We start from the raw sequence: 12,570 nt of genomic DNA on the forward strand, positions 1-12,570 counted from the left end.
TCTCAAAATCGGCCTTCATAGCCTCTAGTTTCTCGGGATGGCTTTTTGCCAAATTGTTTTTTTGTCCGGGATCGTCCTTTAGATTGTAAAGTTGGTATTCTGTATCCCTTCCCGTCTCTATGTTTACCAATCGCATTAGCTGGGTACCATTATGTGGTGGAATAAGCACCCAGTCTCCTTGACGGAAGGCAAAAATATTCCGCTGCCCCAAAATAAGCTGCTCCCTACCCTGCTCCGATTTTCCTAAAAAGGCATCCAAGATATTCTTACTGTCTGGCGTAGCGTTCTCTTGTCCGGTAAGTGCAGCAAAAGAAGCGGTAAAATCCATTTGCGATACCAAGGCATCGGAAACGCCAGGCTCAATAGTTCCTTTCCAACGCAGCATAAAAGGCACATGGGTCCCTGCATCAAACAGGCTATACTTGCCTCCCCTAAGCGGACCCGCTGGGGTGTGGTTCCCGTTTTTGGTTACCGCATCATCGTGATACCCATCATCCAACACCGGTCCGTTATCACTGGTAAAGACAACAATCGTATTTTCTGCCAACCCAAGCTCGTCCAAGGTGTCTAGGAACTGACCTACGGACCAATCTGCCTCTACAATAACATCGCCACGCGGACCCAAACCAGAGGCCCCTACAAAACGGGGATGCGGTACCCTGGGAACATGGGGCTGATGTAGGCTATAGAATAAGAAAAAGGGCCTGTCCTTGTTTTCGGTCACAAACTTTATGGACTCCCTAAGGAAATCGTCGTTCATATCCTCATCTATAAACAGGGCCGATTTTCCCCCTTTCATATAGCCAATCCTGGAAATTCCATTGTGGACACTCATATCATGGCCATGGCTGGGATGCATTTTTAAGAGTTCTGGGTTTTCTTTACCCGTGGGCTCCCCTTCAAAATTCTCGGTATAGCTCACCTCCAAGGGATCATCGGGCGATAGCCCTACCACCCGGTGGTTCTCTACATATACGGAGGGCACCCTATCATTGGTAGAGGCCATGATAAAAGCATGGTCAAAACCAACTTCCAAGGGGCCTGGTTTAATTTCTCCATTCCAATCCAACTCTTCACCGCCAAGGCCCAAATGCCATTTACCTACTACCCCAGTGGTATAGCCGGCCCCTTGCAACATGGAGGGAAGGGTTTGCTTCCCAAGATCGAACAACAAGGGGGCATTGCCCGGTAAAATTTGTGCTTTGGTATGGCGAAAGGGATAGGTTCCCGCAAGTAAGGAGTACCTACTAGGGGTACAGGTGGGGGAAGTGGCATAGCCATTGGTGAATTTAATACCTTCATTGGCAATCCTATCCATATTGGGCGTTAAGAGTTCTGTAGCCCCGTAACTACTAAGGTCCCCAAACCCTAAATCATCTGCATAGATGATTACTATATTGGGGGTTGCCGCTTTACTGGAGACCGCTCCTTCTTCCTTTTTCCCTGGTTTGCAGCCAACAACTAACAGCAGTAACACCAGGGACCATAAACTAATCACTCTCATAGATCGTATTCTAATTGGTTAAAATTTGTTTGGTTTAGTTCAAAATAAGCAGACTAATCTAAGGAATTAAAATAAATCCAGTTTAAAAACCTGGTGGGGTTCAAAGTTAGTTCACAGCGGACACCCTGAATAAACACTCCCGATACTAGTTCATCGGGAGTATTTAAATTATATGGATTTTTTAACCTGTTAGCTTATCTTATAGGTAACCGTATTTGCGAAGGATATCGTTTTGAGTGATGCACTTTGTTCCTGGCTACCACTCCTTCTGTTTCGTCAAAATTATTTCCACCGGTATTCAAATTACGAGCAAATCGTGGAAAATTACTACTTGAAACTTCTATTCTGATGCGATGGCCCTTTTTAAAATAATTACTGGTTGCCATTGGTGTTAGATCCACTTTGTACACCTTCCCCTCTTCCATAAACACCTCTTTATCGTATCCTTCCCTATAACGCACTCGTTGTATGGTTTCGTCCAAGTTATAGGCAGTACCATCTGGATGCACATCAATTAGTTTAATGGTAAAATCCGTATCCTTAGCATCCGAAGAAACGAAAAGGGTAGACTCAATAAACCCGGTCACTTCTGTTCCTTCTTTAAGAACGTCCGAAGTATAAACAAGAATATCGGGGCGTTCTTCCATCTTCCGCTGATCAAATGCACCTCCTTCCACGGCATTCCCAGTGCAGCATACATTTCCGCCCAAAGAACTTACAGGATTCATTGGATCATAAACAAAGGAATCTGGGTTGTCTCTAGATGGTCTCTTTTTTGTTAATGTCCCACTGCCATTAAGGGTATTTGCATTGCCATCACTGTCTAAATAATAAGTTACCATGTTCGTATCTGCTGGCGGCCACTCCTCGGCAGACTGCCATTGATTGCTACCCATTGTATAGTATTGTACCCTAGGGGTATTTTCCTTAAAGTCGTTACTTTCTCCTTTTAGCCACAGATCCCACCAACCAAAGATCTGCTCCGCGTAATTTAAACGGGCATCGCCAACGCTACGTTGACCAACTACCGTGTTTTCCGTAGCACGTGTAAATGCACAATGTAAGGTAGGTGCAATAACCAAATATTGATTTTCCCGGATTTGGGCGTCCTTGGAATTATTACGTACATGATTAAACAAAGCCAAATTAGGAGTGATTGAAACATCGTACCAAGAAGCAAACCAAAAACTAGGTGCACTAATTTCCATGGTATCATGATAAAGGCCCCCTTCATACCATGCCGGATCGTTCGGTTTTCGAACTACCATTTTATCGAATATTTCTCGCTTCCCTTTGATATTCTTTACAATATCCTTTAGCGGTAAATGCTTTAGGGCTTCAGCCATATCTATGGGTGGATTTTTAGGAGCGAGGTCATAAAATCTAGAAATTCTGATTAAATCCTCTTGCGTAGCCCCTTCGGGGATCCGAGGTTTAAACTTATCATGTTCTACACCATATAGCCATGAGAAAAACAAAAGCTGTTCTACCCCCCCACGATACCAGTTTCCCTGTTCCTGGATACTACCAACCGTGCCAATACCTGCCCCAAATCCCTGTGGTACCATGGCCGCATGGGAAGGATGATCAAGAGCGGACACCGCCATTTGCCACTCGGCTGTTGAAGAACAGCCATAAGTGCCTATTTTTCCATTAGACCAAGATTGATTGGCCATCCATGAAAAAGCGTCATATCCATCGGTGAGCGGAAGTCCCAAAATATCCCATTCTCCTTCGGAGAAAAACCTTCCACGCTCATTTTGTACCACATAGGCATATCCACGTTTAACCGCTTCATAAGCTTGTTCGGCTGTTCGGGTCCGGCGTTCGCCATCTACCCATGTATTAAAATTATACGGGGTACGTGAAAAAATAATGGGCACTTTTTCCTTCGTCTTCGGCCTATAAATATCGGTGGCAAGACGTACACCATCCCGCATGGGCATCATTACCTTTTGATCTACAATAGCGATTTCATCCAGTTTTGAAAAAATGTCGGACGCCTCTTGTCCAAAAAAGATTTGAAAAGAAAATAAAAGGAAAAATACGTAAGGAATTCGATAAAGCTTCATAGGCTAAAGTTTTGCTGGTGGTTTTACCCGTCTTCACTTCCAACGGAATTGGGTGTTTTTAATTGATATATTGCGTTAAAACATTATGGCTGTAAAAGTAAATTTCCTCATTACATGAATAGACTAATTTAAAGAAATTAAATTTCCTAAACACATATACTCCTGAAACTCCATAAAAAAGCCCGACAACAATTCATCGGGCTTTAATTAGGGGCTATTTTATCCCTGTACTATTAAAATTGAAAGATGTGTTAATTGTTCTCGGGCAATGGTATTGGCATTACATTAAACACCTGATCTCCGACTCTATCGATAGGCAACGTATTAGATAGTCCATAACGCCTTAAGTCGAACATCCTATGATTCTCCGACCATAGCGAATACCTACGTTGTTTAAGCAATTCTGCAGTTAGCGCCTCTACGGTCTGTGCACCTGAATAATCTGGTAGGCTGGCCGAATTACGTATTACATTAAGGGCATCTTCGGCATCCTGTAAATTATTCGCCAATATACTTGCTTCTGCATAAACCAATATTAATTCCTCATTGCGAAGAAAATCTATAGGACTTGTATTAGATTCATACAATCGGGATTCATGGGTACCGTTAAGTTCATCTTGAGAGGTTGGATCTGGCCTTAATGCTGCCTTTGCCGCAACTCTTGCGTCTCCAGCCTCTGCCTCTGTAATCCAGCTATTATGGACTATTATCTGATCTCCATTGTTGGGCTTATCATCCGTAGAAGGAACTCTAAACACCGGGTTACTCTGGTCACCACCTCCTAAGCCAAATATGTGTTTTGGTCCCACTTCCAAGTCGCCATCAAGATCTAAATAGGAGCTTGATAAGGCCGTTAATGCGGCATTCCCATCTTTGGCGTACACTGCTGCCAACCCAGCTAGGGCCCTATTGAATTTAGCAAAGGTAGCTGGGGTGTCAAACCCGGTAAAACCAGTACTTAGTTCAAAGTCAAAGTCGCTTCCTGCATTGGAGAGATGTTGTTGGCCTTCCTCCAATAGGGAACGGACCCTGGCCAAGCCTTCGTCGAACTCTACAATTGGCCCCAATTCGTCCGAATTGGCTACGTCTAACCGGGCCTTTCCGTACGACTTTAGAATCTGTATCAACTCCTCAGCCATCATGGTCTTAGCAAAACCCTGATAGCCATTCCGCTCAGCCTCAGTAACTGCATCTGTATTTTCGGCCGCCTCCAACAATAAGTTTATATTTTTTATACACCTGTAATTTCCGTTCCATGAACCTACGCTATAGAAGGAGTTATTATCTAGGGGAATACCGTCTTTTCCCAATACATCACCTGTATTTCGGGGATCGGCATTAAATAGATACAACTCCCTTGCCATAGATCCATTAGCAGTAACTTCTGTTCCCATTCCATTACGGGAAGTAGATTCTATGGCAACTACTAATTCGTTCAACTGTCCCTTAGAAGCTCCCTTTAGAACTCCATCGACACTAGGCCCGTTAGGATCTATTACTTCCTCGAAAGTACAAGAAACCATAAGCGAGACTATTGGAATCATGAGAACCCTGATCGCTAAATATTTTATATTATTTTTCATTTTTTATTTTTTTTAGAAATTAACGTTTAGGCTAAAGAAAAATTGCCGTGAACTAGGGAATGGAGCTACTTCTATACCCGTAGAAAGTCCAGAGCCCCCATTTACGGAAACCTCGGGATCGTAGCTACTATAATCGGTAATAGTGAAAAGGTTTTTTCCCGATATTCCGAATTTAACACCCTCTACCGTACTTCCGAATACATTCTCTACCGTATTCTTTGAGAGAGAATAATGAATTGCAGCCTCACGCAATCTTAGGTACCCGGCAGGTTCCACAAAACGGATAGCATTAGCAGGCATCTCCAATCGTTCCTGACCCCTTGGGGTACCTAAATCAGGAGAAACCTGTCCTAAGTCGGTAAGAAAAGTAGATAGATTTAGGTTCTCCCCGCCATTTTTCCATTGAAATAGGAAAGACACGTCTAACTGCTTATATATTGTAAAATTATTACTCCATGCCATTTGAAAGTCGGGTTCCACATCCCCAACCTTCGTTGGCTTTGTACCAGTACCATCTAAGTTTAGGTTACCCACCAACTGGGTAGCCGACTTGCCTTCCTGAATAAAGAATGTTCCAAGTCCTAAACCAAAACCGGCGCCAGGCTGTGGAAATGCAGGTACTTCCAAACGTGTAATCTCAGAGCGGTTCCTATACCATTGAACCGCTGAATTCCAGCTAAAATTTTCATTGTCGAACACAAAAGCTTTCAAGGCTAATTCTATCCCACTATTTTTTAAATCTCCTAAGTTGGTGGTTTCCTGAGTAAATCCAGAGGAAGCGGGTAGTGCCCTCGTCAAGATTAAGTCCTTTACCTTTTTATCATAATAGGTAGCTTCTAATGAAAGTCTATTATTGAAGAATCCAAGGTCAAAACCAAATTCCAATTCGCTCGCCGTTTCAGGTTTAACCAGGGCATCTCCCTTAATTCCCAATACAGATTGCCCAATGTTCCCCCCTATATTGCTAGCACCCAAACTAGTAAAGGTAGAACCATAATTCGCCGGACTTCCAGTTTCCCCATATGCGGCCCTTAATTTCAGCTGGGTAACAGACTCCATAGTCCAAAAATCAAAATTTGTCATATTAAGCGCTAAGGAAGCCTTTGGAAATCCATAGAACTTATTAGGATCCCCATTTCGGGTAGATTTGTCAAGTCTGTAGCCAACAGTAGCAATTATTTGATCTTGATAATTCCCCTCTATCTGACCAAAATATCCAAAATCTTTTTCCTCCGAACGAAATTGATCGATGACCTGGTTAACGGATTGATCAACACTGGTCTGACCCGCTGCTAATAAGGAGCCTCGGCTATTTACAAGGTTAGATTCTTGATATAGGTACGCTACACCCAATTGGGTAGTAAGATCTAGATCGCCTTCCATAGCATTACGGTTCCACACCCCAATAGCTTGCGCATTGAATTGGGTGAAATTGTTTTTGCCTACCGCTATAAAACCACCAGGTCCAGGCGGCACTTGCGACTGATGCGTTTCGGGTACATATACATTGGTTTGATTCGCTAAATAATCTAGTCCACCACTTGTTACCAATTTTACCCTATCCCTGTCTGCACGTAAAATATGTGTATTCAACGTAATCCCCTGTACCAAACGGTCATTAGAATCATCGTTCAAAGCTTTGTCTCTCACGAAAATCGGGTTCCCAGAATAATTTGGGTTCACCGGATAATTACCATTGGCATCAGGGAATAGATTTACCCAAGGCCTAGTGAAAGCCAAGGTGTATCCGTAACTTAAACCTCCGTCGTTTTCGTTACCAGTAAAACTTCTGCTCGCATTACTTCTACTATAACTTGTGGTTGAGGTAAAATCAAAAACATCCGAAATTTGATGGTCAATATTGGTCCTCAAGGAGAGGCGATCGAAACCAGTATTCTTTATAATACCGCTTTCGTCCCTAAAAGAGCCACCCAAATAAAACTTGGTTTTATCACTACCACCGGTAGCACTTAATCGGGTTTCGGTTATAAAACCAGTTTCCCCGTAAATAATATCTTCAAAATCGTAAAGTTTCCCACGTTCTGCTATGGTTGCCTCATACTTTGCCCTTTCGGCCGCATTGAATACGCTTTCTACGGTATCTGCCGTCCAAGGTCGCATTCCCAAACGATTTGAAATGGTGTTTATGCCTATGTCTTGGCTGAAACTAATTTTTGTTTTTCCTGTCTTTCCACGTTTTGTGGTTATCAAAACTACCCCCGCATTTCCACGCTGTCCATATATTGCAGCTGCTGAAGAACCCTTCAGCACTTCTATGTTTTGAATGTCGTTGGGGTCTAAATCTGCCAAACGGTTTCCAGAATTCTCCTCATTCCCACGGTTAGCACCAGAAGCAAACCGAAGCCCGGTAGGGATTTCTACGTTATTATAATAAACACCATCCACAATAATTAAGGGCTGGTTGTTGCCGTTAATCGATGATATACCACGCAATCTTAATGCAAAACCACCCCCTGGTGCCCCTGAAGTAGAGGTTATATTTACACCTGGTATTTTTCCGTAGAGAGCGCCATCTACCGTAGACTGACTGGTAGTTCCTACTAATTCCTCGGAAGAAACCGTAGCAACCGCATTAGCCAGGTTTTCTCGTTTTACGGAACTGGCCAATCCAGTGACGACCACCTCTTCCAGTCCGGTTGCTGACTCCTCCAGGGTAACATTAAGGCTAGTTTCGCCTGTCACCCTTACTTCTGTATTGGCATATCCAAGAGAAGAAAAGACTAATGTTGCAGGAAAGGAACTAACCCCTATTTCAAAGTTTCCATCAAAATCCGTAGTTGTCCCTGTCGTTGTTCCTTTTACAACTACGTTTACGCCTGGCAGGGGCAATCCCTGCGTTGCTTCAGTTACGTTTCCCGTTATGGTTCCTTGTGCGGCCATGGTGATGGGGACGGCAAAAAGCACAAAAAAAAACGCACTTTTCCAAAAAGTCAATTTTAGTTTCATAAGGTTTGAGTTAGTTATTTGAAGGTCAAGGTAATGAAGATTTTAAATTTTAAAAACTTTTTTTCTCTTTTTACTTATAAAAAATTAACACATTCCTAATTATATAGGTACTTAATACCCACTTTAATAATTTAACTATCCATAAATTACACAAATCTCAACCAACTATAGTTATACCAACATCGAAATAGGAGGCTAATTGAATATTTATACGTACAATTATAAAAAGCAGGCATGCCAAGGAGGATTTAAATAATCTAGTTATCATCCAAGAATGTTATCTAAACTCTATACAAGTTAAGGCTTAGATAAAAATTCACCCGCAGAAATTTTAGTCGATAACCCCATTACTTCTTACATTTGCGTTTTCATAGATCAAGTATAACATGTATAGAAGTCATAATTGCGGGGAATTAAGGGAAGCCCATCAGAATACAGAGGTTACCCTATCAGGTTGGGTACAAACGGTAAGAGACAAAGGATTTGTAATTTGGGCCGACCTAAGGGATCGGTACGGAATTACACAACTTATCTTTGATGAGGAGCGCTCTTCCAAAGAGATCATGGATACGGCCAAGTCCTTGGGGCGCGAATTTGTGGTTCAGGTAAAGGGTACCGTCTTAGAGCGAAGTTCCAAAAATCCTAATATCCCAACAGGTAATGTGGAGGTCTTGGTCTCGGAAATAAAAATCCTAAATAAATCCATCACCCCTCCTTTTACCATTGAGGACCAAACCGATGGTGGGGAGGATCTAAGAATGAAATACCGCTATCTAGATATTAGAAGAAACCCGGTAAAAAACAATCTCATTTTTAGGCATAAGGTAGCCATGGAAGTAAGGAAATACCTTTCCGATCAGGACTTTATAGAGGTAGAAACCCCCTATTTAATTAAATCCACTCCCGAGGGAGCTAGGGATTTTGTGGTTCCAAGCCGCATGAACCAAGGTCAATTCTACGCCCTTCCCCAGTCGCCCCAGACCTTTAAGCAATTATTGATGGTTGGCGGCATGGACAAGTACTTCCAAATTGTAAAATGTTTTAGGGACGAGGACCTTAGGGCAGACAGACAACCAGAATTTACCCAGATAGATTGTGAAATGGCCTTTGTAGAGCAAGAAGACATCCTAAATGTCTTTGAGGGTCTTACTAAACACCTATTACAGGAAATAAAAGGGATTACCGTAGACAAATTTCCAAGGTTAACCTACGAGGAGGCCATGAGAAAATATGGTAACGACAAGCCCGATATCCGATTTGGAATGGAATTTGGCGAATTAAACGCCGTGGCCCAGCACAAGGATTTCGGAATATTTAACGAGGCCGAATTAGTGGTGGGAATTGCGGTTCCTGGTATAGCCTCCTATACTAGGAAGCAGTTAGATGCTCTAGTAGATTGGGTGCGCCGACCCCAAGTAGGTGCCAAAGGCATGGTTTATGTAAAGTACAACGAGGACGGATCCTTTAAATCTACCGTAGACAAGTTCTTTGACCAGGAAGACCTGGCCAAGTGGGCTGAAGCTACTGGCGCAAAACCGGGCGACCTTATCTGTGTCCTTTCTGGTGATGCCAACAAAACCAGAGCACAATTGAGTGCCCTGCGAATGGAAATGGCAGAACGCCTAAAACTTCGAAACAAAGAAGAGTTTGCCCCGCTTTGGGTGGTAGACTTCCCATTGTTGGAATTGGATGAGGAAACGGGGCGTTACCATGCCATGCACCACCCTTTTACCTCTCCTAAGCCAGGACAAATGGAACTTTTGGATACAGACCCCGGTGCGGTTAAGGCCAATGCCTACGACCTGGTATTGAACGGAAACGAAATTGGTGGAGGATCTATCCGTATCCACGATAAGCAAATACAGTCTACCATGTTTAAACACCTTGGGTTTACCCCCGAGGAGGCCAAGGCTCAGTTTGGCTTTTTAATGGACGCCTTTCAGTACGGAGCTCCCCCTCACGGTGGCTTGGCATTTGGATTGGATAGACTGGTGGCCATATTAGGAGGGCAAGAGACCATCCGTGATTTTATCGCCTTCCCAAAAAACAATAGTGGTAGGGACGTAATGATAGATGCCCCGGCCGCTATAGATCAGGAGCAATTAAACGAATTGTCCCTAAAATTGGATTTAAAAGCATAGTACCGGAGAGAGCAATGGGAAAACAGCTCCACTCTTCAGCATAGATTCATTTAAAAAGGTTGGTAGTGCCTATGGCGCCTCCAACCTTTTTACTATCTTAACCGTTAAGATATTATAAAGCCATTAAAGTTCTTTAGCAAGGGTTATAATAAGCATAGTTGACAATATGGTGTCCCATAAAAACACTTTCTTTAGAAAATTCCTAAGATGGAGATATCGAAATATTTCCGAAAAGAATTTTATTATCATCTTGGGGGTAATTGTCGGTTTACTGGCTGGTTTGGCTTCCGTTACCATTAAAAACCTCACCTTTAGCGTAGCATCCTTGTTTGAGCAAGGGATCGTTTTCTCCCAAAACCAACTGTATTTCATTCTGCCCTTTATTGGCCTCCTCTTGGTTTTTTTGGTAAAGAAGCTACTTTTTCGCAATGGATTTCGCCCCCCAATACCGTCCTTTCTAAAAAGAGCCATCCCCACTTTATTATACGCGCTGCTAAGACAGAACGGAATGCTTTCTTATAAACTAATCTACCACCCTATAATTATGGCGCCACTTACCGTAGGGTTTGGGGGATCTGTGGGATTGCTGGGGCCGGCCATTACATCGGGATCGGCCATAAGCTCTAATCTGGGCCGTTTGTTGCACGTAGATAGTAAAACACGGACGCTGCTTATCGCCTGTGCCACCTCCGGGGCCGTGGCCTCAATGTTTAAAACTCCTATTGCCGCCTTGGTACTGGCCATAGAACTCTTTAGTCTAGACCTCACTTTTGCCTCCCTCTTACCCCTGTTAATGGCGTCCATTTCCTCGGTGCTAACGTCCTATTTTTTTCTAGGCGATGAAACTATCTTTAGCTTCAATATCGTAGACAAATTTGTCATCAACGATGCTGCGCCCTATATCCTCTTAGGCGTGGGAACTGGAATTGGCTCTATTTATTTTACCAAGATTTACTTTGCCGTCTATGCCTTTTTCGATCAATTTAAAACCCCCTTCCTAAAAGTCCTTGTTGGCGGACTTATTATTGGGGTGATGTTGTATTTTATCCCCCCCTTATACGGGGAGGGACTGAGTTTTACCAAGGATTTGTTCGATGGAAACCATTTGCATGCCTTGGGAACCACCCCTTTTGACGATGTTATTGATAATATCTGGGTAGTCATTGCCCTTTTGGTGGGCTTTACCATTTTTAAAGCCTTTGCCATGACCATTACCTTTGCCGCGGGAGGAGTAGGCGGGGTCATTATTCCTACTATGGTGATGGGAAGCGCCCTAGGTAATGTAGTCGCCAAAATCCTCAATAATTTAGGGCTGGGAATAACGGTATCCGAAGCCAATTTTACCTTGGTGGGCATGGCCGGACTAATAGCAGGGGTAATCCACGCGCCTTTAACAGCCATCTTCCTTATCGCGGAAATTACTGGGGGTTATGATCTTTTTATTCCCCTTATGATCACCGTTGCCATTTCCTATTTTATTACCAAACAGGTTATGGAACACACCATTTACACCAAGGAATTAGCAGAGCGGGGCGATCTGCTAACCCATGATCAGGATCAAAATGTGCTTACCCTTATGAAATTGGAAAGGGTGATAGAAAAAAACTTTATACCGGTACACCCAGAAATGACCTTGGGAGAAATGCTGCACAATTGCGTTACCAAATCTACCCGAAACCTTTACCCGGTGATAGACGATAACCAAATTCTGGTGGGCATTGTACTCTTGGACGACATTCGAAAATTTATGTTCGACGCCTCTTTGTACGACAGCATGAAGGTGGAAGATTTTATGCACAATCCGCCTGAACATATTATTTTTGAAAAAGATAATATGAAGACGGTCATGAAAAAGTTTCAACATTCGGAAGCTTGGAACCTCCCCGTCATAAAGGACGGAAAGTACCTGGGCTTTGTTTCCAAGTCTAAACTATTAACGGCCTACCGCAGAAAATTGATTAATTTTACAAGATAATTACCCCATATCATGAAATACCTTATCGTCCTAGTGCTGCTTGCATCCCTAGCCTCAATTATTTACGGCTTCACCATTCAGGAAACCGATGTAATTTTTGCCAATAAATGCATTGGTTTTGGCACAGTAGGCATTTTTTTAATTGCCATGCCCCTATTTCTTATAAAAGTTAGCAAAGGCAAAAACATGAAGGATTATATGCTGAACGAGGAGAACATACGAAAAATGCAGGGAAAGGATAAAAAACAAGAGAAAAAGGAATAAGCTACCGGCAGCCCCCATTTTATTGCATTTTCAAAAAACTATAAGTAGCGAGTACGGCCTTTAG

General features: G+C 43.0%; 7 protein-coding genes. 3 read left to right on the forward strand and 4 right to left on the reverse strand.

Annotated elements, in window-relative coordinates; all coding sequences use genetic code 11:
• The 4 genes from BV214_RS04890 to BV214_RS04905 all read right to left on the reverse strand — a co-directional run.
• A partial coding sequence (locus BV214_RS04890; protein ID WP_086476378.1) for a sulfatase family protein occupies positions 1–1,504 on the reverse strand: 1,504 nt, incomplete at its 3' end.
• Between the two features lie 194 nt (positions 1,505–1,698).
• On the reverse strand, positions 1,699–3,576 hold the full coding sequence (locus BV214_RS04895; RefSeq protein WP_086476379.1) for a CocE/NonD family hydrolase: 1,878 nt from the start codon (positions 3,574–3,576) through the stop codon (positions 1,699–1,701).
• Between the two features lie 251 nt (positions 3,577–3,827).
• On the reverse strand, positions 3,828–5,159 hold the full coding sequence (locus BV214_RS04900; RefSeq protein WP_086476380.1) for a RagB/SusD family nutrient uptake outer membrane protein: 1,332 nt from the start codon (positions 5,157–5,159) through the stop codon (positions 3,828–3,830).
• 12 nt (positions 5,160–5,171) lie between these two features.
• Positions 5,172–8,126, reverse strand: a complete 2,955-nt coding sequence (locus tag BV214_RS04905) for a SusC/RagA family TonB-linked outer membrane protein (protein WP_086476381.1) — start codon at positions 8,124–8,126, stop codon at positions 5,172–5,174.
• Positions 8,127–8,512: 386 nt separating this feature from the next.
• Between BV214_RS04905 and aspS the strand changes: the two genes are divergently transcribed.
• From aspS to BV214_RS04920, 3 genes are all read left to right on the forward strand, one after another.
• Entirely contained in the window at positions 8,513–10,267 is a 1,755-nt protein-coding gene (gene aspS / locus BV214_RS04910; protein WP_086476382.1) for an aspartate--tRNA ligase, read from the forward strand.
• Positions 10,268–10,433: 166 nt separating this feature from the next.
• A complete protein-coding gene (locus BV214_RS04915) occupies positions 10,434–12,242 on the forward strand; it encodes a chloride channel protein (RefSeq protein ID WP_086476383.1) in 1,809 nt (602 codons plus the stop codon).
• Positions 12,243–12,254: 12 nt separating this feature from the next.
• Positions 12,255–12,506 (forward strand): hypothetical protein, encoded by a 252-nt coding sequence (locus tag BV214_RS04920; protein WP_086476384.1) that lies wholly within the window; start codon positions 12,255–12,257, stop codon positions 12,504–12,506.
• Positions 12,507–12,570: the final 64 nt, after the last annotated feature.

It is taken from the genome of Arenibacter amylolyticus (assembly GCF_002150785.1).
Taxonomy (GTDB): domain Bacteria; phylum Bacteroidota; class Bacteroidia; order Flavobacteriales; family Flavobacteriaceae; genus Arenibacter; species Arenibacter amylolyticus.